This is a genomic window from Rothia sp. 11273D007AR, assembly GCF_053547255.1.
The window spans coordinates 82,296-102,288 of record NZ_JBPPWJ010000001.1; the positions used below are offsets into that span (position 1 = coordinate 82,296).

Sequence of the window (19,993 nt, forward strand, 5' to 3'; positions counted from 1 at the left end):
AGAAGAAACCGTCCACGGCGTTGACCGCGACCTGGTCGAAGGCCAGGGCGTAGCTGCCGATATCAAGGAGCGCTACGCTCAGCTCGTTGACCGCGTTCGGGCAGCCCGCCAAAGCTACTACGTCAACGACGCCCCCACCATCTCGGATGCTGACTACGATGCCCTCTACCGTGAGCTTGAAAAGCTAGAGGCCCAGCACCCCGAACTGGTTGCTAACGACTCACCCACCCAGGAAGTCGGTGGCGAAGCCTCAGCAGCCTTCGCCCCGGTCACCCACCTGGCCCGCATGTACTCGCTGGAAGACGTCTTCTCCCTCGATGAGCTCGGCGCCTGGCTAGACCGCGCCGAAACCAACGCCCAAGAGATGACGGGCGCTCGCCCTGCCTGGCTCACCGAACTCAAGATTGACGGCCTGGCGGTCAACCTGCTCTACCGCAAGGGCAAGCTGGTACGCGCCGCCACACGCGGCGACGGAACCACCGGCGAAGACGTGACTCACAACGTCCTGACCATCGCCTCAATCCCTACCCAGCTCGCCGGTAGCCACCACCCCGAAGAAATCGAAATTCGCGGTGAAGTCTTTATCTCATCGGCTGACTTTAAGGCCCTCAACGAGCAGATGGTTGAGCAGGGCAAGGCGCCCTTCGCCAACCCGCGAAATGCGGCAGCAGGCTCCCTGCGGCAGAAGGACGCCGCCCTGACCGCCGAGCGCCCCCTGAGCATGTTTGTGCACGGCATTGGCTCCCGCACCGGCCTCGATATCACCACCCAGTTTGAAACCTATACCCAGCTCCAGGAATGGGGTCTGCCCGTCAGCCCCTATTCCCAGCTACTCACTAGCCGCTCAGAGATTCTTGAATTCATTGCAACCTACGGCGAAAAACGCCACTCCCTGGTGCACGAAATCGACGGCATCGTTATTAAGGTGAACGATTTTTCCACCCAGGAGCGCCTGGGATATACCTCCCGCGTACCCCGCTGGGCCGTGGCCTACAAGTACCCGCCCGAAGAGGTCAACACTAAGCTACTCGATATCCGGGTGGGGGTTGGCCGGACCGGCCGCGTGACCCCCTTCGGTGTGATGGAACCGGTCAAGGTAGCTGGTTCAACGGTTGAGATGGCAACCCTACACAACCAGGACGTGGTCAAGGCCAAGGGCGTACTCATCGGCGATACCGTGGTGCTGCGTAAGGCAGGGGATGTCATCCCCGAAATTGTGGGGCCCGTGGTTGCCCTGCGCGATGGCAGCGAACGGGAATTCGTGATGCCCACTGATTGCCCCTCCTGCGGTCAGCCCCTGGCGCCCGCTAAGGACGGCGATGTGGATATCCGCTGCCTCAATGCCCGCTCCTGCCCCGCTCAGCTCACCGAGCGCGTCAACCATCTGGCCGGGCGCGGTGCTTTCGACATCGAAGCTTTAGGTTATGAGGCCGCTAAAGCCCTGACCAGTCCGGCAGCCCCTGAGCAGGCCCCGCTTATCTCTGAGGCCTTCCTCTTTGACCTCACCGCTGAGGATCTGGCAGATGTGCGTATTGAGCGCGAGAAAAAGGTCAAAGGTGAACCTACGGGTAAGACCGAACTGGTTCCCTACTTCTATACGCGGGGTACCGCGAAGAAGCCGAGTGCCCCTACCCGCAATACCGAAAAGCTCTTTGAGCAGCTAGAGAAGGCAAAGAGCCAGCCCCTGTGGCGGGTGCTGGTCGCCCTCTCTATTCGGCACGTGGGGCCCACCGCGGCTAGGGCCCTGGCGACCGAGTTCGGGTCGATGGATGCAATTCGCGAAGCAAGCGAGGAGCGCCTGGCAGGCGTTGACGGAGTGGGCTCCATCATTGCTAGCTCGCTCAAGGAATGGTTTGCAGAAGACTGGCACCGCGAAATCGTAGACCGCTGGGCGGCAGCCGGCGTGCGGATGGAGGACGAACGGGACGCCTCAATCGAGCGCACCCTTGAAGGTCTGACCATTGTGGTCACCGGAACCCTAGCCCGCTTCACCCGTGATAGTGCCAAGGAAGCCATCATTGTGCGCGGTGGAAAGGCCTCCGGCTCGGTCTCGAAGAAGACCAGTTACCTGGTGGCTGGTGAGTCTGCCGGGTCCAAGCTTGATAAGGCTGAACAGCTGGGTGTGACGGTGCTGGATGAAGAGGGATTTGAGCTGCTTTTGGCGCAGGGGCCGGACGCTGTTGCTTAGGGTATGAGTCACAGGTAGGTCACAGGATTCTTTGATTCTGTGACCTAAATGTGACATAAGACTCTGTTGTTTGAAGGGGGAGTGGCTGAACTTTAAGAAATTTTTAAAGCGGGGTAAGCCTGTCTTTAATGATAGACAAGTCTTGGTGTGTTGAGTGACTGTAGCCCGCTTTAAACCGCAGAAATACGGGCTTGTTGCCGGTGTTAAGGGTGGTGCAAGCCTGTCTTTAAAGCCAATTGCCCAGGGGAGGGCTAGGGGTCTTGGCTTCGACTGTAAAAGGTGTTCTGTCTCAAAAATGGGTTGGCAAAGCCGAAATCGTTACGTTATCGTTATCAACGAATCAAAAACGACCGCCAAGCCACAGGTGCAACGGTCTATAGCTCACAGTGGAAGCTGTGGGCGCATGCTGGGCTCTACCGCACACCTGATGCCGTCTACAGGGTAAAGCCTCAAACAATCCACTCAACGATTACGGGTAGACGGCAATGCATTGATGCCCAGGGATGGGAAGAGCATAAGGTGGCCTTACGGAGCATTTCATGACTTCCAACATTCGTCGTTCAGCAGCAGTACTTGCAATCGGTGGCGCAGCAGCAGCAAGCCTGGCCGCTACCCCCGCAGCCAACGCCGCTCCCCTCGAAGCTTGGGAAGCTCTCGCACAGTGCGAGTCAGGTGGCAATTGGTCCATCAACACCGGCAACGGCTACTACGGTGGCCTGCAGTTCTCACTGTCCTCATGGGCAGCCGCAGGCGGCACCGGCAACCCCGCAGCTGCCTCAAAGGCAGAGCAGATTCGCGTTGCTGAAAACCTCCTTCAGATGCAGGGCTGGGGCGCCTGGCCCGCTTGCAACGCTAAGCTTGGCCTAGCAAACTACGGTACCGCAGCACCCCAGCTGCCTGCTGAAGCCCCCGCTGTTGCGCCTCAGGCAACCGAGGTAACCGAAGTTGCTACTGCCCCTGCTGTTGAAGAAACTGCAGCTCCCGTTGCTGAGGCTCCTGTAGCTGAAGCTCCCGCTGCAGAAGCAACCGCAGAAGCAGCACCTGCTGCTAACACCTACACCGTCAAGGCTGGCGACACCCTGTCAGAAATTGCTTACGCTCACGGCTTCAACGGCTGGGACGAAGTACTGGCAGCTAACTCTGACCTGATTCAGGATGCTGACCTGATTGAAATCGGTTGGGTTCTGACCATCCCCGCTAAGTAAGACCCCTCCAGGTTCTTAGACCTCTAGCGGATTTCTGATCTCACACCGTCGCCCCCTAGCCTGCACAGGCTAGGGGGCGATTCTTTTTTAAATCGTGTTATGACCGTATGGGGGCTAAGATAGAAACTGAAAACCTATGTCTAACTCGTGGAAGTGATTATGTCTGCTATTACGAGTGAGCAGGTGGCACACCTTGCCATGCTGGCTCATATCGAGATGACTGATGAAGAGCTGGCCGCTATGGCCGCTGAGCTCGACGTCATCGTAGAATCCGTCAAGTCAGTCTCAGACGCCGTCTCAGACGATATTCCGGCAACCAGCCACCCCATCCCGCTCAAGAACGTCTTCCGCGAAGACGTGGTGGGCGAAACCCTGACGGCTGAAGAAGCTCTTTCGGGTGCTCCTGACGCCGAAGACGGCAAGTTCAAGGTTCCGGCAATTTTGGACGAAGACTAAGGAGCGGGCATGAACGACATCATCAAACTTTCCGCAGCAGAACTTGCTGACAAGCTGGCCGCAGGGGAACTGACTTCTGTTGAAGCAACCCAGGCCTACATAGACCACATCATCGCCACCGATGGCGAACCTCTGGACACAGAAAACCGCGCAGCCGGCAAGAGCGGCCTCAATGCCTTCCTGCACCTCAACGCTGAAGAGGCTCTGGAAGTTGCTGCCGCTGTAGACGCAGACCGTGCCGCCGGCAAAGAACTACCTGCCCTCGCAGGCGTCCCCATCGCCGTTAAAGACCTCATTGTCACCAAGGGCCAGCCCACCACCGCAGCTTCCCGTATGCTCGAGGGCTGGATGAGCCCCTACGACGGCACCGTCACCCAGAAGATCCGCGAGGCTCGTATGCCCATCCTGGGTAAGACCAACCTCGACGAGTTCGCCATGGGCTCCACCACCGAGCACTCAGCTTTCGGTGTTACCCGCAACCCCTGGGCTCTAGACCGTATTCCCGGTGGCTCCGGCGGTGGTTCCGCTGTAGCAGTAGCTGCCTTCCAGGCCCCCCTGGCCCTGGGTACCGATACCGGTGGCTCCATCCGTCAGCCCGCAGCCGTCACCGGCTCGGTTGGCGTTAAGCCCACCTACGGCTCGGTCTCCCGCTACGGCGTCATTGCCATGGCCTCATCCCTGGACCAGGTCGGCCCCTGTGCCCGCACCGTCCTCGACACCGCCCTGCTGCACGAGGTTATCGGCGGTCACGACCCCAAGGACTCCACCTCCCTGAACGAGCCCGTGCCCGCCTACGCGGACGCCGCCCGCGCCGGTGCCGCTGAAGGTGGCCTCAAGGGCCTGCGCGTCGGCGTCATCAAGGAACTGACCGGCGAGGGCTTCCAGCCCGGCGTCATGGCCCGCTTCAACGAGTCCCTGGAGCTGCTCAAGGAAGCCGGCGCAGAAATCGTTGAGGTCTCCCTGCCCTCCGTCAAGGAAGCAATTGGGGCTTACTACCTGATTATGTCCTCCGAGGTCTCATCCAACCTGGCCAAGTACGACGGCGTCCGCTTCGGTCTGCGTAAGCTGCCCGAAGAAGGCCACGTCACCATCGAGCGCGTCATGGCAGCCTCCCGTGCCGCAGGCTTCGGCTCAGAAGCCAAGCGCCGCATCATCCTGGGTACCTACGCCCTGTCCGCCGGTTACTACGACGCCTACTACGGCTCAGCCCAGAAGGTACGCACCCTGATTCAGCGCGACTACGCCAAGGCATTTGAGGTCGCAGACGTGCTGATTAGCCCCACCGCGCCCACCACCGCCTACAAGCTGGGGGAGAAGACCAAGGGCGACCCCATGGCCATGTACAAGGGCGATATCGCCACCGTACCCACCAACCTGGCCGGTGTACCCTCCCTGTCCTTGCCCGGTGGCCTGGCAGATGAGGACGGCCTGCCCGTCGGCATCCAGTTCACCGCCCCCGCCCACGAGGATGCCCGCCTCTACCGCGCCGGTGCTGGTCTGGAAGCCCTGCTGACCGCTAAGTGGGGCGGCTACCTGCACGAGCAGCTGCCCGATACCGCCGCCCTGATCCGTGACTTTGACTTCGAGGGAGCTAAGTAAATGTCTGACGAAATCCTGTCGTTTGAAGAAGCCATGGAGAAGTACGACCCCGTACTCGGCTTCGAGGTTCACGTAGAACTCAACACCAAGACCAAGATGTTCGACGCCGCTCCTAACGAGTTTGGCGATACCCCGAACACCAATGTCACCCCCGTCTCCCTGGGCCTGCCCGGCGTGCTGCCGGTGGTCAACGGTAAGGCTGTTGAATCCGCTATCAAGCTGGGTCTGGCTCTGGGCTGCGAGATTGCGCCCGTTAGCCATTTTGCCCGCAAGAACTACTTCTACCCCGATACCCCTAAGAACTTCCAGACCTCCCAGTACGACGAGCCTATCGCCGCTAACGGGTCCCTGGATGTTGAGCTGGAGGACGGCACCGTCTTCACCATCGACATCGAGCGTGCCCACATGGAAGAAGACGCTGGCAAGCTGACCCATAAGGGTGGCACCGCTGGCCGTATTCAGGGCGCAGACTTCTCCCTGGTCGACTACAACCGCGCCGGTGTTCCGCTGATTGAAATTGTTACCCGCCCCATCGTGGGCGCGGGCGACAAGGCTCCTGAACTGGCCCGCGCCTACGTGGCTGCCATTCGCGAAATTGTCAAGAACCTGGGTATCTCCGACGCCCGTATGGAGCGCGGTAACGTCCGCTGCGACGCCAACGTCTCGCTCATGCCCAAGGGTTCCACCGAGTTCGGTACCCGCTCAGAAACCAAGAACGTCAACTCCCTGCGTTCGGTTGAGCGTGCGGTGCGCTACGAGATTCAGCGTCACGCGGCCGTCCTCGAAGCAGGCGAGAAGGTCGTTCAGGAAACCCGCCACTGGCACGAAGACACCCGCGAGACCACCAGTGGTCGCCCCAAGTCTGACGCCGACGACTACCGCTACTTCCCCGAGCCCGACCTGGTTCCGGTCGTCACCGACGAAGAGTGGATTGAGCGTCTGCGCGCCGAGCTGCCTGAGCCTCCCGCCGAGCGCCGCCGCCGTCTGAAGGCCGACTGGGGCTTCTCGGACGAAGAGTTCCGCGACGTGGTCAACGCCGGTGCTATGGACGCCATCGAAGAGACCGTCGCCGCCGGTGCTCCCGCCTCAGTTGCCCGTAAGTGGTGGATGGGCGAGATTGCCCGTATCGCCAAGGAACGCGAGGTTGAGCTGACCGAAACCGGTGCAACCGCCGCTACCATCGTTGAGCTCAACCAGCTGATTGAGGGTAAGAAGATCAACGATAAGATTGCCCGCCAGGTACTCGGCTTCGTCATTGAGGGCGAGGGTACCCCTGCTGAGATCGTTGAGAAGCGCGGCCTGGCCGTTGTCTCTGATGACTCGGCTCTGACCGCCGCTATTGACGAGGCTCTGGCCGCTATGCCCGATGTTGCCGACAAGATCCGCGCTGGTAAGGTGCAGGCCGCTGGCGCCGTGGTTGGCCAGGTTATGAAGGCTACCCGCGGTCAGGCAGATGCCGGACGTGTGCGCGAGCTGATTCTCGAAAAGCTGGGTGTTGAGGGCTAAGGTTCCCTGACCTACTGAGCTATGTGCCGGGCGTTCTCCCCTGTGGGGAGGGCGCCCGGTTTTTCTTGCCCTGGAGGGGAAAGGGTACAAAGAAGGCGCCCGCTCTGGGAAAGAGGGGCGCCTTATTACTTTGCACCGCGGGTAGGGCTCTGAGGAGAAGAGCTCTACCCGGTGAGCGGCCGATGCACTAGGGAAACAAATCGACCGCCGGGCTAGATAGCAAAAATCGCACTGAGGCTATCTAGCTTTTCTCGATATAACGCGGTGGGAGGTTGTGCACTAGTACAGAGGGGGGAACTAGGAGCGAAAACATGCACCAGGGGCGGGATGTCCTTTTGTCAGAAGCTCTGAACCTCTAGCACCGGTTAGGGTTATCGAGTGTAAGGGAAGGTGGTTACCACATCCACCAAACCTTACATGCTTAGGTTATGTTCTCCCACGTCTCACTTATATCGCAGAGCGATCAGGGGACCTAGATATTGGGAGTGGTAGGAATCTAGGTGGCAACCGACCAGCTCAGGGTAAGGCGGGTGTCTTTAATACTGGGGTAGAAATGGGAGAGATAATCGGTTACTTCTCCGGCACAGGTAATAGTGGCATCTGAAGCGTTGGCATCGGTTTGCTCGGTGAAGCGGACGGTTAAGGGGCTTCCCGCAGCAGTCAGTTTGATAGCAGCGGAATAGCTGCGGTGTGTGAAAGGAAGAAGAAGGGAAAACGAATCATCGGTGTTTTGTGTTGCCCTGCCTTTGACACTAAAACACAGCATAAAAGTCTGTAGGGGTTGGATGAAGCTGGTGGGAGTAAAGACCCATTCCTGGTCTTCGCTCACACGCGATACGGAAAAGTGCCGGTTGTCGCAGATGAGCTCTTGCCCCTGGGGCAGGGAGAAGACGAAGGCCGAGCAGCCTGACTCGAGACTGAGAAGGGTGTAGGTGGCGTTGAGAGTAAATGCACCGGGGTCAGTCGGGTCAAGCTGAATATCCAGGTAGCAGCTAGAGGTCAGTACCTGGGGGTTGGTGCGGAGGAACTGTACGGTTTCTGAGTCATCGAACCCCTGGGTGGCTGCCTTGTGCAGGGTCTTGCGGGTTCGCTCATCGAAGCCGAAGGTCTCGCTCAAGAGGTCAATGGTTTCGCTACTGATGTGTTCGCCGGTAATGGCCCGGCGCACCCGGTCTTTGTACTTGTGGGGCGGGATTTCTAAGCCGTAAACCGTATGTTGGTGGGCACTCATAGCGCGGGCGATAGCCCTGATAGAGAAGGGGTTAGCCTCGCCCAGTTTTTCGTGGTGGACGTAGCGTTCCCACACATCGCGGACGTAGGGTTCAAGGAGTTCTGAACGAAGCAGGGAGCTCACCAGGTGGGTCGTGGAATCGGTGCCGGAAGATGAAGACATGGTTTTAGTGGGAGTTCGAGGAGTCGAGAGGGGAAGGACGCACGGAGGTGCCCTCGTGGTAGTGGCTGACAGCTCCATCATGGTCAGATTCCCAAAAGTAGGCGAAGACAGTGTCTTCGGCGATGGGGAAGCTCATAGAGTAGCGGAGCTGAGCGGGAAGCTCTATCACTTCGAGCAGGTTTTCATCGCGCATGGCTTGGGACCAGATTTTCTGGTGCATATTGGTGGGCGGGGCATCGAAGGTAAGGGCCAAGCTGGTGTTGAAGCGGGCCGGCGTAAAAGGCCCTAGAGAAGCGTAGTTGAACTTCTCTCGTTTACGGAGCATGGGTTCGATATTGAGGTCGATCCGGTAGCGGATCTGGTGTACCTGTCCGTAGCGAATAGGGTAGGGCGTCCTGATGGCTAACTGCCACATGGTGTTGTCCTGGTGATGGATATGGGCGCGTTCATGCTCGTTCATAGAGATGAGTTCGCCACCTTCAACAAGGGTGGCGGTGGAATCTGTGGACTCGAAGCGTGGAGAGATGAGGGTGAGCTCATCAACTTCAGAGCGGATAATCTCGGTGACGATGAAGTGGCGCATGAACCCGAAACGGTCGACATGGCCGTCCATCAGGGTGGAGAGCGACGTGTAGTTGCGGGTGTCAATGGTGCGTTCGGCGCTGGTGAGGGTCTCTGCCCGCTGGGCGAGCTTTCGGCTGAGGCTGTGGGTCGAGAGGGCACGCTGGAGTTCTCTTGCCTCGGCCGCTGTGAACTCGAAGGCCGTGATGAACATGTGGGCGGTGGCGTCCGAAATCGCTTCGCCGTTGAGGGCGCGCGAGACCCGGTCTTTGATGGTGGCCGGGTCGATGTCCTGGTCGAGGTAGTCAGAAAGCTCGTAGGCGATGAAGGTGGCTACGGCTCGTTGGTTGATGGAGTTACCCCGGCGTCTTTGCACGTGCCGCATCCACTTTTCCCGGTAGGGCGGCTTATTCAGCAGGGAGAGCAAGATTTCGTGGGGGACGCGCGGGGTGAGATCTACTAGATCAGCGGACGGGGGCATGAGCGGGTTTACTCCGTGACGCTAGTGGCACCCAGGTGGGTGAGCAGGAAGGAGTAGTCCCAGGCGATTTCGCGCCAGGCGGTGTAGCGGCCTGAGCCGCCACCGTGGCCGCCGTCCATCTCAATTTTGAGCAGGGGAGTGGGGGAGGCCGGGTCAATGGTTTCGCGCAGGGCTGCTACCCACTTGGCCGGTTCAACGTAGAAGACGCGGGTGTCGTTGAGGGAGGTAACAGCTGCAATGGCCGGGTACTTGACGGGGCGGATGTTTTCGTAGGGGGTGTAGGACTTCATGTAGTCGTAGACCTCCTTATCGGTGATGGGGTTGCCCCATTCTTCCCATTCCAGGGCTGAGAGCGGCAGGTTGGGGTCGAGAATGGTGGTGAGGGCGTCTACGAAGGGGACCTGGGCCAGGCAGGCTGCGTATTTTTCGGGAGCCATGTTGACGACGGCGCCCATGAGCAGGCCGCCGGCTGATCCACCCATGATGCCGATACGGGCAGCGTCCACCCAGGCCTGGGAGGCCAGGAAGTCGGTGGCGTCGATGAAGTCGGTGAAGGTGTTTTTCTTGGCCAGCTTCTTGCCCTCGGTGTACCAGGCACGGCCCATTTCGCCGCCCCCGCGGATGTGGGCGACGACGAAGATGACGCCGCGGTCCAGCACGCTGAGGCGGGCGGTGGAGAAGTAGGGGTCCATGGAGGACTCATAGGACCCGTAGCCGTACTGAATCAGGGGGTTTTCCTGGGCCTTATCGAGGTCGGCGCGGTGCATGACGGAGAGCGGAATCATGGCTCCGTCCGCTGCCGGTGCCCACATGCGGTAGGCGGTGTAGTTCTCGGGCTCGTAGCCGATGACGGGGGTGCGGCGGCGCAGCACGAGGTCGTCGGTATCGGGGAAGTAGTCGTAGACGCTGCTGGGGGTGAGGTAGGAGGTGTAGTTCAGGCGGATAACCGGAGACATGATGTTCACACCGGAGAAGGCTGACGTGTAGAGCTCTTCGGTGAAGCCGCCGGGCTCATAGAGGTCAATGCCCTGGGGGTGGGCAGAAGCCACCTGCTCCGCGAGCGCGGTACGCGGGGCCACAAACACCTTGACGGTGGTGTTCTCACGGGCCATCAGGACCAGATGGTTGCGGGAGAACTTGAAACCCTCTAGGCGGACGTCCGTGCGGTGGGGCACCAGGGGAATCCAGCTGGCCTTGAAGTCGGCAAAGGGTACGTACTCTTCCCGCAGGGGAGCCAGCACGATTTCGCCGTTGGGGGCCTCGTGGTTGTGGCCGATGACCAGGTAGCCGGTGCCCTCCACATCGATAACGTCGGTGGAGTACTCGATGCCGGCGTCCCGCTTCATGATGAGCGTGGGCTCTAGCTGGCCCAGCTCGTGGATGTTAATAATGCGGGTCTCTGAATACTCGGAGTTTGAAGAGGTAATGACCACGTGGGTTCGGGAGGACGACATCCCGGCTCCCAGCCAGAGCCCGTTGTCGTCCTCGCGGTAGAGGGCAAAATCTTCAGACGCACTGGTGCCGATAGCGTGGGCACGCACCTCATAGGGGCGCCAGGACTCATCGGCTACCGAGTAGATCAGGTGCTTAGCGCCGGAGGCAAAGAAAGCACCAGCGAAGACGTCCTCAATCTTTTCCTCCAGAATCTCACCGGTATCGAGGTTCTTGAAGTACTGGGTGTAGCGCTCGTCGCCCGAGTCATCAACACCGAAGGTCAGCAGGGAGCCGTCGCGAGTGACCTGGAAGGAACCCAGGGAGAAAAAGGCCATGTCGCGGGCAAACTCGTTGCAGTCCAATACGACCTGCTCGCCGTCAAGCGGCTCACCGGGGCGGACGACCGGCGGCTGGTAGCGCTCTTCAACGCTGCCCTCTGTGAGGGCGGGGACGCGGCACATGACCGGGTACTGCTCACCGGCAACCGTGCGGTTAAAGTACCACCAGGCCCCGCGGCGCGAGGGCACCGACATATCGGTGAGCTGGGTGCGCCCCTTAATCTCTTCAAAAATAGCGTCCCGAAGGGGCTGCTGGTCTTCTGTGACCGCCTCGGTAAAGGCGTTCTCAGCGCGTAGATACTCTAGAACCTCGGCGCTTTCCTTATCGCGCAACCACTCATAGTGATCAACAAAAGTATCACCGTGATGGGTGCGCTCAACGGGTACACGCTTGGCAAGAGGAGGAGTCAGAGACATCATCAGCCCTTTCGTAAAAACTCGCTTCCCACCATTCTAAATGACGCTCATAGAACGTAACGTACGCAATACAAGGACACATGCTGAAACTTTAGAGCCCTTTCTTGACGGTCCCCGGGTGAGCCAGCCAGACTAGAGACAGGTCAAGAGAACCAGCGCTAAGCCCCAGCTAGCTGGTCGGCAACCCTCCACTCGCGGTGGGGTGCCCTGGGTGATGACCGGGCGTACCCACCGAGAACCAGGTACGCAAGCGCGGGACCGATGTGCCTCTATCTTCTGCGAGGGCATCAGATTCTTTTCCTCCTTACCCGGGCGGAAGATACGGCATGCGGCCCGTTTCAACTGAACACTGAAACAACGACCTCCCTAGGAGTAACCGCATGACCACCGAGAACACCGTTCCCACCCCCTCCAATCCCACCGGCTGGAAGTTCGAAACCCAGCAGATTCACGCAGGCCAGGAACCCGACGCGGCAACCGGCGCCCGTGCCCTACCCATCTACCAGACCACGTCCTTTGTCTTCAAGGACTCCGCCCAGGCAGCAGGTCGCTTCGCCCTCTCAGAGCTGGGCCCCATCTACTCCCGCATCAACAACCCCACCCAGGAAGCCGTTGAAAACCGTATCGCTGCCCTCGAAGGCGGCGTCGGCGCCCTGCTGCTGGCCAGCGGCCAGGCAGCGTCCACCTTCGCAATCCTGAATATCGCCGGTGCCGGGGACCACATCGTTGCCTCCCCCTCCCTTTACGGCGGCAGTTTCAACCTGCTCAAGTACACCCTCAAGAACCTCGGTATCGAAACCACCTTCGTTGACGATCCTGCTGACCCCGAGTCCTGGCGAGCAGCAGCCCGCGAGAACACCAAGGCCTTCTACGCAGAAACCCTGCCCAACCCCCGCGGCGACGTACTCGACATCGAGGCTATCTCGGGTGTAGCCCACGAGGTCGGTGTGCCCCTCATCGTTGATAACACCATTGCCACCCCCTACCTGCTCAACCCCATCAAGCACGGCGCTGACGTGGTTATCCACTCAGCCACCAAATACCTGGGCGGCCACGGCACCTCGGTCGGCGGCGTCATCGTAGACTCCGGTAACTTCGACTACGGCGCCTACCCCGACAAGTACCCCCTCTTCAACCAGCCCGACGAAAGCTACCACGGCCTGGTCTACGCCCGCGACCTCGGCGCGGACGGTGCCTTCGGAGTCAACCTCTCCTACATCCTCAAAGCCCGCGTCTCCCTCCTGCGCGACCTCGGCTCCTCCATCTCACCGACCAACGCCTTCAACATCGCCATCGGCCTTGAAACCCTCTCCCTGCGCGTAGAACGCCACGTAGAGAACGCCCTCAAAGTCGCCCAGTTCCTCAAAGACCACCCCCAGGTCGAATCGGTCACCTACTCCGGCCTGCCCGATTCCCCCTACTACGAACTGGCCCAAAAGTACCTGCCCAAGGGTGCTGGCGCCGTCCTCGGCTTCACCCTCAAGGACGCCGACGCCGAAACCGCCCAGAAATTCGTGGACTCCCTCTCCCTGCACTCCCTGCTGGTCAACATCGGTGACGTGCGCTCCCTGGCCGTACACCCGGCGTCCACCACCCACAGCCAGTCCACCACCGAAGAGCTTGAAGCTATCGGCATCAACCCCGCCTTCATCCGCCTTTCGGTAGGTATCGAACACATCGACGACATCCTCGCCGACCTCGAACTCGGCTTCACCGCCATCCGCTAAGGAAAGGTAGCCCAATGACGACCGCCCGCCCCGCTGAGACCACCCCCAACCGTACCGACGGCGTCCTCACCTACGCCAAAGTCGGCGACCTGACCCTCGAATCAGGGGCAGTGCTGCCCGACGTCACCATCGGCTACGAAACCTGGGGAACCCTCAACGAGGCGGGCGACAACGCCATTCTGATCCTGCACGCCCTGACCGGTGACACCCACGTCTCGGCAGGGCGAGTAGGGGCGGACGCCAGCGAGCAAGACCGCGCCTACGCCGAAGCCGCCGGGTGGTGGCCCACCGCCGTCGGCCCCGGCCGCGTGATCGACACCGACAAATACTTCGTCATCTCACCCAACATGCTCGGCGGCTGCTACGGCACCACCGGCCCAGCCTCACCCGCCCCGGCCAGTATCGACCCCGAACAAAAACCCTGGGGCTCCCGCTTCCCCCTCGTTACCATCCGCGACGGCGTCCGCGCCGAAAAACGCCTGCTCGACCAGCTCGGCGTTACCTCCCTCCACCACGTCATCGGCGGCTCCCTCGGCGGTGCCCGCGCCGCCGAATGGGCCGTCACCTACCCCGAGCTCGTCCGCTCCTGCGCCGTCATCGCCTCCGGCCCCGCCGCCACCGCCGAACAAATCGCCTGGGGTCACATGCAAAACCTGGCGATCCGCCAAGACCCCGCCTTCGCCGGCGGTGACTACTACCCAGGCCCCGGTCCCGTCACCGGCCTGGCTCTGGCCCGCCGCATTGCCCACACCACCTACCGCTCCGCTGCCGAACTCCACTTCCGCTTCGGGCGCGACGCCCAAGACGGCCACAACGTCCTGCACCCCCTCACCGCAGACCGCGGCCGCTACCAGGTCGAAAACTACCTCGACCACCACGGCACCAAACTCACCAACCGCTTCGACGCAGGCTCCTACCTCGCCATCAACGAAGCCCTACTCTCCCATGATCTCGGCCGCGACCGCGGCGGCCTCGAAAAAGCCCTCGCCCGCACCACCTGCAACTGGACCATCGCCTACGTCGACTCCGACCGCCTCTTCTTCCCCTCCGACTCCCACATCCTGGCAGCCTCCCTGCCCAACCCCGTAGAGCCAGCCGTCATCCACTCACCCTGCGGCCACGACGGCTTCCTCATCGAACACGAACAGCTCGAAAGAATCCTCGCCACCAGCATCGAAACCCAGGACGCCGCCGACGAAGCAAAACCGCGGGAGCGCAAGCACCTGTGGGCAGTAGCCTAAGGCTGGCTCTGCCGGTGGTAAGTTGGGGGTTATGAACCAGTACACTGTTGAATATTCAAAGGCAGAACCCTTTCGCCGGGGTACCCACCTGGTTGTCCTTCTGCACGGCTACGGCTCCCACGAACGCGACCTGCTGGGGCTCACCCCCTACCTGCCCAGCGAAAAGGTGACCTACGCGTCCGTCCGCGCGCCCCAGCCCGTCGGCTACCCGCTACCAGCTGATGCCGACTCCGCCTACATCGAGGGACCAGCCATGGGCTACCAGTGGTGGCCCCTCAACCAGCAACTAGACACCGTGGGCTTTACCGCCATCGAACTGGCTGTCGACTATCTGCTGGGCTGGCTCGAACCCATCGCCGCCGACTACGACAGCGTGACCCTGCTGGGCTTCTCCCAGGGCATGGCTCTTGCCACCTCGGTAGCCCGTGCCCGCCCCGATCTCATCAAGGCCGTGGTAGGGCTCTCCGGCTACGCTGTGGCCGGGGGAGAGAACTACTTCAAGGACGCCCAGCTAGCTGACGAGCCCCTGCCCCTCTTCTGGGGGCGCGACGAAGCTGACCCCATCATCACCCCCGACAAAATTGCCTATACCCAGGAGTGGGTAGCCGGACACACCGCTCTCATCGCCCAGACCTACCCCAACATCGGGCACGGGGTCGCAGCAGCAGAACTCACCCATATCTCAGCCTTCCTCAATGAGAAAGTACTTGCTGAATAATTATGTGTAAGGACTGCGGGCTCGCCTTTAACGGGCTAGGGGAGCCCGCAGATCAAACGCGAAAATAATTGCCTGGGCGAGCTGTTTTTCCTGAGGCTCCGTGAGGTAACCAATCGTCCGCCCTAGGGTGTCCTGACGGACCGTCAGGATGTTATCCACAGAAATAGCGCACTCACGGTCAAGACCGTTAGCAGGCCCTAGTAAGACCTCGCTCGATAGCCCCTTGATCGTTGAGGTGATAGGGGCGATGGTCACCTTAGTCATCGCAAACCGCGTAGGCTCGCGCGTCAAAATGACCGCTGGCCTTGTCTTATCGAGATGGACTAAACAAATTTCGCGCACGATTCAACGCCTACTGTTGAGACGAAGGCGTGCTGCTGGCCCAGTCCACTAACTCGTCCAGGTCATCCTCTGGGCCCAGAGAAGCCAGAATAGCTGCATCAACTAAAGCCGCCCGGCGTCGCCTCTCATACTCAAGCGCCTCAGCAACAATCTCAGCGCGGCTTCTAGCCTGGCCTTCCTCCACCTCATGATCAAGAAAGGCCACTAAATCATCGGGTAAACGGACTGCAATCTGAACTGTCATAACCCGAGAATACCAATATGGGATTCGCTTGGCTAGAGGTTATTCAACCTCCACCTGCACGGTCACGCCGTTCAGCTCAACGGTATCGCCAGCATGCAGCTGACGGCCGCGCTGCTCGCAAATCTCACCGTTCACCTTCACCAGGCCGTCCTGAATCACCTCACGGGCATGCACCCCGTTCTCCACCAGGTTAGCCAGCTTCAAAAACTGGCCCAGGCGAATCATATCATCACGAATAAAAACAGACTCAATACTCATACCCACCACTCTACCCGCGCCCGCACCCAGACACCCAGGTGCGGTAGGCTTAAAGACGTGTGCGCCACCCGGCCCACCTATCTTTAACATCCAAGCACGCCACAACCGGTGGCGCAGGCTCATAGGAGACACCAACACATGGCACCGAAGTCCAAACTCGACAGCGTTATTTCACTGGCCAAGCGCCGCGGATTCGTCTTCCAGGCAGGTGAAATCTACGGAGGTTCCCGCTCAGCATGGGACTACGGCCCGCTCGGTGCCGAACTCAAAGAAAACATCCGCCAGCAGTGGTGGCAGACCTTCGTGCGCGGTCGCGAAGACATGGTCGGCCTCGACTCCTCCATCATCCTGCCCAAGGCAGTCTGGGAAGCATCAGGCCACGTAGCCACCTTCACCGACCCCCTCGTCGAATGCCTCTCCTGCCACTCCCGCCACCGCCAGGACCACCTGATCGAAGCCTTCGAAGCCAAGAAGGGCCGCGCCCCCGAAAACGGCATGGATGACATCGTCTGCCCCAAGTGCGGCACCAAGGGCCAGTGGACCGAACCCCAGAACTTCTCCGGCCTCATGAAGACCTACCTGGGCCCCGTCGACAACGAAGAGGGCCTGCACTACATGCGCCCCGAAACCGCCCAGGGCATCTTCGTCAACTTCAACAACGTCGTCACCGCCGCCCGCAAGCGTCCGCCCTTCGGCATCGGCCAGATCGGCAAGGCCTTCCGCAACGAAATCACCCCCGGCAACTTCATCTTCCGAACCCGCGAGTTCGAACAGATGGAAATCGAATACTTCGTGCACCCCGACGACGCCCCTAAGTACTACGACCAGTGGATTGAAGACTGCTGGAACTGGTTCGTAGACCTCGGCATCAACCCCGACAACATGCGCAAGTTCGACGTGCCCGAAGACGACCGCGCCCACTACTCAGCCGGCACCATGGACCTCGAATACCGCTTCGGCTTTACCGGCTCAGAGTGGGGCGAACTCATGGGCGTTGCCAACCGCACCAACTACGACCTCGGCGTGCACAACGAACACTCCAACGCCAAGCTCGAATACTTTGACCAGGGCACCGGCGAACGCTATGTACCCTACGTCATTGAGCCCTCCTTCGGCCTGACCCGCTCCATGATGGCCTTCCTCGTCGACTCCTACGTCGAAGACGAAGCCCCCAACACCAAGGGCGGCGTCGACAAGCGCACCGTGCTCAAGCTCGACCCTCGCCTGGCCCCCGTCAAGGCAGCCGTCCTGCCCCTGTCGAAGAAGGAAGACCTCGTCCCCACCGCCAAGAACCTGGCCGACGAACTCCGCCGTAACTGGAACATCGACTACGACGATGCCGGCGCCATCGGCCGCCGCTACCGCCGCCAGGACGAAATCGGCACCCCCTTCTGCATCACCGTCGACTTCGACACCCTCGAAGACCAGGCAGTCACCATCCGCGAACGCGACACTATGACCCAGGAACGCGTCTCACTCGACCAGGTCACCGCCTACCTGGCAGCTAAGCTGACCAAGTAAGTACCTGTAGGTACATAAAAGGACGGACGTGCGTTCGCCTGCTGACCCTCTTGGGGCTCGCGCTGGGGCGCTCACCCCAATTCACGCCAGCCCCGAGCCAGCTGGCTTAAGACGCGTCTGTAACGCCTAGAGAAGGTGCACAAAAGCCGCCCCTCCCCAAAGTGGGAGGAGCGGCTTTCGTCTATGAAGGAGCACATTGGTGCCTCAGAAGAACAATATCTTCTAGATTTCTACCCGCTTCAAATCCAGCGTCAGGTGGCCCGCGACTGAGCGCGCGGCCTCCCAGTCACTGCGCAGGACCGACTTGATGACCGCATCGTGGTACTCGCCGTCAATCAGGAAAGCCTCGCGGCGGCGTCCTTCGGGCACAAACCCGCAGGAGGTGTACACGTGCTTGGCCCGCTCGTTGAAATCCAGCACCTCAAGCTCAATACGGTGCAAATCGAGCTTCTCAAAGGCGTAATCAACCATGAGCTTAGTAGCCTCGGTGCCGTAGCCCTTATTCTGGCCAGCCTGCCCAATCGCGATACGGTAGTTGACCGAGCCGTTATCGGGGTCGTACTCGTTGAAGGCAACCTCGCCCACGTACTTCTGCTGGTCCAGCGCGTACACCGCTAAATCGAGGCGGTTCTTCTTCTCGTTGCGGCGGGAGTACCACTCGCGGGTCTTAGTCTCGTTGAAGGGGTGGGTCTCTGTTGAGCGGGAGTGAACGGTGCCGGTCTTAATCAGAACGTCGGGTTCCTGCAGAATACCGATCATGGCGTCAATGGCATCGGCGTCGAAGGGGCGCAGCTCAACGCGGGAGCCGACGAGGGTGGGCTTGTGGGCAAGGGGAGAAGTCATAACACCACGCTAAACAATAGAGTCAAATAAACTTTAAGCCCTTAAAGTCTAGCTGGTAACAGGTCGGTGAAATCAAGGTGCCGCTCTGCCGGTTCACGCTCAGCGTGCGCGCTTTTCACCCCGCGGACGTCCGCAGCTTAGGCAGGGGCGCTAAAGTAGATGGGTACACCCCACCGGCTACCCGAAAGGCACCACCGTGAGCACCGCCGAGAACACCTACACCCTACGCCCCTGGCGAGAGGGCGACACCCTAGCCCTGCTCGAATACTGGCACGATGCCGAAAACCGGCAGGTAGCCGCCTTCCGCTCGTCCTTCGGGCCCGACTCCGACACCCGATTCTCCCGCACCCTCGTCGCAGAGCACCAGGGCGTGCCCGTGGCTGCAGGCACCGTCTACGAGACCGACCTGCACCCCAACCGCCTCTGGTCCTACATCGAAGTAGCCCCCGAACACCGCCGCGCAGGCCTCGGCAGCCTGCTCCTACAGGCCCTAAAGGACGCCGCCGCCTCAGCCCCCAGTGGCACCGTAGCTCTGCGCGCCAAGGTGGAACCGGCGTCCACCGGCCTTGACTTTGCCTCTGCTCGCGGTTTCACGGTCTCCCAGCGCTCGCGCATGGTGCGCATTGAAGCCGGGGCAGTGCCGTCCGTACCCTTACGCCAGGACGAATCTGAACGCATCACCCAGGCCATCGAGGACCTGGCCACCGGGTCTGTCGAACTGACCCAGCGTTTCTGGGAGTTCTACCGGGCCGTACACACCTGGGACGAGCCTGCCGACCTGCCCATCGGCCGCGTCAACCGCCTCTTCCTCTCAGACGAGGCCGAGGCCCTGGGCGCTGTGGTGCTGCGCGATGATGTACTTCGTGCCCAGGCGAACGGCAAGAAGGGCGACATCATCGCTTTTGCCGTGAGCTACCGCCCTATCGAGGTAGACGCCGGCCAGATGCCCGTCTCTGAAGATGATGCCACCGAAATTACCATCGGTTACCGGGTGGGCCACCCCGGCGCCCGCGAGGCTATCATGCAGCTGCTCTCGGTACTGACCGGCTCCTACGCCGTGCAGATCGAGGTCGATGATTCCATGGACGATTTGGCTGTGCTGATCGACCAGTTGGTGAAGATGGGTGCTGCCACCGTGACCAGCGAGTCTCTGGTACTGGTTGACGGTTAAAGGCCCGTGGACGATACACGCGTAGAGAGAATCTTACGGGTGGCCGAGTGCGTGCCCGCCGGGCGGGTTGCTACCTACGGTGATGTCGGTGCGGTCGCCGGCGAATCTCCCCGGCTGGTGGGGCGCACTCTCGCACTCTGGGGGTCGAACGTGCCCTGGTGGCGCATCTGCAACGCCCGCGGGGAAATCCCGGGGCACCTGGAGCAGGCTCGCCCCTACTGGCAGGACGAGGGCACCCCGCTACGAGTGGACGGCCGGGTCGCTCTGGGCGCTGCCCGTATCGGCGCGGACGCCCTCGCCCACCTTTCTGCCCCTCGCCTCGTTGAGCTGGGGGAGGGGCAGGCTTAGAG

Annotated in this window: 18 protein-coding genes and 1 riboswitch; of the genes, 11 read left to right on the forward strand and 7 right to left on the reverse strand. The window is 60.8% G+C overall.

The genetic code is table 11. The annotated features are described in order from the left end of the window. The first annotated feature begins 31 nt into the window (after positions 1-31). From ligA to gatB, 5 genes are all read left to right on the forward strand, one after another. The gene (gene ligA / locus ACED88_RS00385) at positions 32-2,188 is read left to right on the forward strand and encodes an NAD-dependent DNA ligase LigA (RefSeq protein WP_449108496.1); all 2,157 of its coding nucleotides are present in this window, start codon (positions 32-34) and stop codon (positions 2,186-2,188) included. Between the two features lie 539 nt (positions 2,189-2,727). Beyond that, the gene (locus tag ACED88_RS00390) at positions 2,728-3,393 is read left to right on the forward strand and encodes a transglycosylase family protein (protein WP_449108198.1); all 666 of its coding nucleotides are present in this window, start codon (positions 2,728-2,730) and stop codon (positions 3,391-3,393) included. Positions 3,394-3,552: 159 nt separating this feature from the next. After that, positions 3,553-3,849 carry an Asp-tRNA(Asn)/Glu-tRNA(Gln) amidotransferase subunit GatC gene (gatC, locus tag ACED88_RS00395; protein ID WP_237197368.1) on the forward strand — a complete coding sequence of 99 codons (297 nt, stop codon included), beginning with the start codon at positions 3,553-3,555 and terminating at the stop codon, positions 3,847-3,849. A gap of 9 nt (positions 3,850-3,858) precedes the next feature. Next, positions 3,859-5,448, forward strand: coding sequence for an Asp-tRNA(Asn)/Glu-tRNA(Gln) amidotransferase subunit GatA (gatA, locus tag ACED88_RS00400; RefSeq protein WP_237235955.1), 1,590 nt, complete (start codon positions 3,859-3,861; stop codon positions 5,446-5,448). Beyond that, a complete protein-coding gene (gatB, locus tag ACED88_RS00405; RefSeq protein ID WP_237187310.1) occupies positions 5,449-6,954 on the forward strand; it encodes an Asp-tRNA(Asn)/Glu-tRNA(Gln) amidotransferase subunit GatB in 1,506 nt (501 codons plus the stop codon). It begins immediately after the preceding gene. Positions 6,955-7,450: 496 nt separating this feature from the next. Here the strand turns inward: gatB and ACED88_RS00410 are convergent, their stop codons facing one another. The 3 genes from ACED88_RS00410 to ACED88_RS00420 are packed head-to-tail and all read right to left on the reverse strand — an operon-like array spanning position 7,451 to position 11,581. Further along, complete coding sequence (locus tag ACED88_RS00410; RefSeq protein ID WP_449108414.1) at positions 7,451-8,347, reverse strand: hypothetical protein; 897 nt, start codon at positions 8,345-8,347, stop codon at positions 7,451-7,453. Positions 8,348-8,351: 4 nt separating this feature from the next. Further along, positions 8,352-9,389, reverse strand: a complete 1,038-nt coding sequence (locus ACED88_RS00415; protein ID WP_449108415.1) for a hypothetical protein — start codon at positions 9,387-9,389, stop codon at positions 8,352-8,354. An 8-nt stretch (positions 9,390-9,397) separates the two neighbouring features. Beyond that, a complete protein-coding gene (locus ACED88_RS00420) occupies positions 9,398-11,581 on the reverse strand; it encodes a S9 family peptidase (RefSeq protein WP_449108416.1) in 2,184 nt (727 codons plus the stop codon). A gap of 138 nt (positions 11,582-11,719) precedes the next feature. Further along, positions 11,720-11,837: riboswitch (SAM riboswitch) on the forward strand. Between the two features lie 121 nt (positions 11,838-11,958). Between ACED88_RS00420 and ACED88_RS00425 the strand changes: the two genes are divergently transcribed. From ACED88_RS00425 to ACED88_RS00435, 3 genes are read left to right on the forward strand one after another with little or no spacing between them, the layout of a single operon-like run. Next, positions 11,959-13,305 (forward strand): O-acetylhomoserine aminocarboxypropyltransferase/cysteine synthase family protein, encoded by a 1,347-nt coding sequence (locus ACED88_RS00425; protein WP_237206727.1) that lies wholly within the window; start codon positions 11,959-11,961, stop codon positions 13,303-13,305. 14 nt (positions 13,306-13,319) lie between these two features. Further along, positions 13,320-14,546: a homoserine O-acetyltransferase MetX gene (gene metX / locus ACED88_RS00430; RefSeq protein ID WP_449108417.1), complete on the forward strand. Its 1,227-nt coding sequence runs from the start codon at positions 13,320-13,322 to the stop codon at positions 14,544-14,546. A gap of 31 nt (positions 14,547-14,577) precedes the next feature. Next, complete coding sequence (locus tag ACED88_RS00435; RefSeq protein ID WP_449108418.1) at positions 14,578-15,264, forward strand: alpha/beta hydrolase; 687 nt, start codon at positions 14,578-14,580, stop codon at positions 15,262-15,264. Positions 15,265-15,291: 27 nt separating this feature from the next. On the opposite strand, the gene ACED88_RS00440 is transcribed toward ACED88_RS00435, so the two are convergent. Genes ACED88_RS00440 through ACED88_RS00450 form a run of 3 tightly spaced genes read right to left on the reverse strand, consistent with a single transcriptional unit; the run spans position 15,292 to position 16,108 of the window. Next, positions 15,292-15,606: a type II toxin-antitoxin system PemK/MazF family toxin gene (locus ACED88_RS00440; RefSeq protein WP_272878324.1), complete on the reverse strand. Its 315-nt coding sequence runs from the start codon at positions 15,604-15,606 to the stop codon at positions 15,292-15,294. 10 nt (positions 15,607-15,616) lie between these two features. Then, positions 15,617-15,850: a ribbon-helix-helix domain-containing protein gene (locus ACED88_RS00445; protein ID WP_449108419.1), complete on the reverse strand. Its 234-nt coding sequence runs from the start codon at positions 15,848-15,850 to the stop codon at positions 15,617-15,619. A gap of 39 nt (positions 15,851-15,889) precedes the next feature. Further along, positions 15,890-16,108, reverse strand: a complete 219-nt coding sequence (locus ACED88_RS00450; RefSeq protein WP_449108420.1) for an RNA-binding S4 domain-containing protein — start codon at positions 16,106-16,108, stop codon at positions 15,890-15,892. A gap of 138 nt (positions 16,109-16,246) precedes the next feature. Here ACED88_RS00450 and ACED88_RS00455 point away from each other — a divergent pair, with 138 nt between their 5' ends. After that, positions 16,247-17,629: a glycine--tRNA ligase gene (locus ACED88_RS00455; protein ID WP_449108421.1), complete on the forward strand. Its 1,383-nt coding sequence runs from the start codon at positions 16,247-16,249 to the stop codon at positions 17,627-17,629. A 222-nt stretch (positions 17,630-17,851) separates the two neighbouring features. Here the strand turns inward: ACED88_RS00455 and ACED88_RS00460 are convergent, their stop codons facing one another. Continuing rightward, positions 17,852-18,472 carry a GNAT family N-acetyltransferase gene (locus ACED88_RS00460; RefSeq protein ID WP_449108422.1) on the reverse strand — a complete coding sequence of 207 codons (621 nt, stop codon included), beginning with the start codon at positions 18,470-18,472 and terminating at the stop codon, positions 17,852-17,854. A 196-nt stretch (positions 18,473-18,668) separates the two neighbouring features. Here ACED88_RS00460 and ACED88_RS00465 point away from each other — a divergent pair, with 196 nt between their 5' ends. Continuing rightward, positions 18,669-19,643 (forward strand): GNAT family N-acetyltransferase, encoded by a 975-nt coding sequence (locus ACED88_RS00465; protein WP_449108423.1) that lies wholly within the window; start codon positions 18,669-18,671, stop codon positions 19,641-19,643. A gap of 6 nt (positions 19,644-19,649) precedes the next feature. Further along, positions 19,650-19,991, forward strand: coding sequence for an MGMT family protein (locus ACED88_RS00470; protein WP_449108424.1), 342 nt, complete (start codon positions 19,650-19,652; stop codon positions 19,989-19,991). Positions 19,992-19,993: the final 2 nt, after the last annotated feature.

What these genes read in the sequence shown, in the direction of transcription:
- ACED88_RS00390 (WP_449108198.1), top strand. Translation starts at nt 2,728, where the DNA reads ATGACTTCCAACATTCGTCGTTCAGCAGCAGTACTTGCAATCGGTGGC.
- gatC (WP_237197368.1), top strand. Translation starts at nt 3,553, where the DNA reads ATGTCTGCTATTACGAGTGAGCAGGTGGCACACCTTGCCATGCTGGCT.
- gatA (WP_237235955.1), top strand. Translation starts at nt 3,859, where the DNA reads ATGAACGACATCATCAAACTTTCCGCAGCAGAACTTGCTGACAAGCTG.
- gatB (WP_237187310.1), top strand. Translation starts at nt 5,449, where the DNA reads ATGTCTGACGAAATCCTGTCGTTTGAAGAAGCCATGGAGAAGTACGAC.
- ACED88_RS00410 (WP_449108414.1), bottom strand. Translation starts at nt 8,347, where the DNA reads ATGTCTTCATCTTCCGGCACCGATTCCACGACCCACCTGGTGAGCTCC.
- ACED88_RS00415 (WP_449108415.1), bottom strand. Translation starts at nt 9,389, where the DNA reads ATGCCCCCGTCCGCTGATCTAGTAGATCTCACCCCGCGCGTCCCCCAC.
- ACED88_RS00420 (WP_449108416.1), bottom strand. Translation starts at nt 11,581, where the DNA reads ATGATGTCTCTGACTCCTCCTCTTGCCAAGCGTGTACCCGTTGAGCGC.
- ACED88_RS00425 (WP_237206727.1), top strand. Translation starts at nt 11,959, where the DNA reads ATGACCACCGAGAACACCGTTCCCACCCCCTCCAATCCCACCGGCTGG.
- metX (WP_449108417.1), top strand. Translation starts at nt 13,320, where the DNA reads ATGACGACCGCCCGCCCCGCTGAGACCACCCCCAACCGTACCGACGGC.
- ACED88_RS00435 (WP_449108418.1), top strand. Translation starts at nt 14,578, where the DNA reads ATGAACCAGTACACTGTTGAATATTCAAAGGCAGAACCCTTTCGCCGG.
- ACED88_RS00445 (WP_449108419.1), bottom strand. Translation starts at nt 15,850, where the DNA reads ATGACAGTTCAGATTGCAGTCCGTTTACCCGATGATTTAGTGGCCTTT.
- ACED88_RS00450 (WP_449108420.1), bottom strand. Translation starts at nt 16,108, where the DNA reads ATGAGTATTGAGTCTGTTTTTATTCGTGATGATATGATTCGCCTGGGC.
- ACED88_RS00455 (WP_449108421.1), top strand. Translation starts at nt 16,247, where the DNA reads ATGGCACCGAAGTCCAAACTCGACAGCGTTATTTCACTGGCCAAGCGC.
- ACED88_RS00460 (WP_449108422.1), bottom strand. Translation starts at nt 18,472, where the DNA reads ATGACTTCTCCCCTTGCCCACAAGCCCACCCTCGTCGGCTCCCGCGTT.